We start from the raw sequence: 822 nt of genomic DNA, 5'->3' as shown, positions 1-822 counted from the left end.
CGCTATCCCGGGATGTCGTGCCGAGCGAGATCAGGCCGCAGGAGCCGGCCGCGACGGGGAGCATGAAGGGCCCTGCCGGTAACGGTGGGAAGTCCCGGTGGCGGGACATCAAGCGTCCGCCCGTCCGCCCCCCGTCACGGTGAAGGGATCTCACATGACGTTCTCGACGGAACTTCTTTATGGCAGGGCGGACCCCGAGCCGCGGGCCGGTGAGCCTGCCTACTTCCTCGATTCCTCCGAGCTGCGGCCTGCACGGTACGAAGCGCGGGTCTGGTTCGGCGCGGCAAGGGCGACCGCCCGGGCAACCGGGGGCGCCGTCCCCGTGGCGGTCGCCATCATGGACCGGGGCCGGGAGGTGTACCGGTACCCGGCGGCCCCGAACCTCAGTGGGCCGACATCCGGTCGAGACGGGCCTGGTCGATGAGGCGGACCCCACCCGGCACGATCAGGATGCAGCCATCCCGGTCGAGGCGCGACAGGGTCCGGCTCACCGTCCCGATGGTCAGGCCGAGGCCACCTACCAGCGCCTCGCCGTGGACGGCGACGGCGACGGCCGCCGCGACCTGGTCGATTCGGTCCCCGACGCGGTCGCGCCTCCACCGGGATGGCTGCATCCTGATCGTGCCGGCTGGGGTCCCGCTCATCGACCAGGCCCGTCTCGACCGGATGTCGGCCCACTGGGGTTCGGGGCCGCCGGGCACCGGTACCCCGCCCGGCCCCGGGCCATGATGGCGCCCGCCACGGGGACGGCGCCCCCGGTTGCCCGGGCGGTCGCCCTTGCCGCGGCGAACCAGACCCGCGCTTCGTACCGTGCAGGCCGCA

The 822-nt window shown here is 73.5% G+C and carries 1 protein-coding gene and 1 pseudogene; one reads left to right on the top strand and one right to left on the bottom strand.

Features of this window, described 5'->3' with window-relative positions; translation table 11 throughout:
* Window positions 1–383 precede the first annotated feature (383 nt).
* A complete protein-coding gene (locus MKK58_RS27190; RefSeq protein WP_409565310.1) occupies window positions 384–614 on the bottom strand; it encodes a hypothetical protein in 231 nt (76 codons plus the stop codon).
* On the opposite strand from MKK58_RS27190, the pseudogene MKK58_RS24080 reads away from it, so the two are divergent.
* Window positions 534–822, top strand: a pseudogene (locus MKK58_RS24080) (lytic murein transglycosylase); the annotation flags it as partial. The gene MKK58_RS27190 and the pseudogene MKK58_RS24080 sit on opposite strands and share 81 nt — an antisense overlap.

It is taken from the genome of Methylobacterium sp. J-078 (genome assembly GCF_022829285.1).
Taxonomy (GTDB): domain Bacteria; phylum Pseudomonadota; class Alphaproteobacteria; order Rhizobiales; family Beijerinckiaceae; genus Methylobacterium.
Note: the sequence above shows the minus strand (reverse complement) of the source record. Positions and strands in the feature narration are given on the sequence as shown.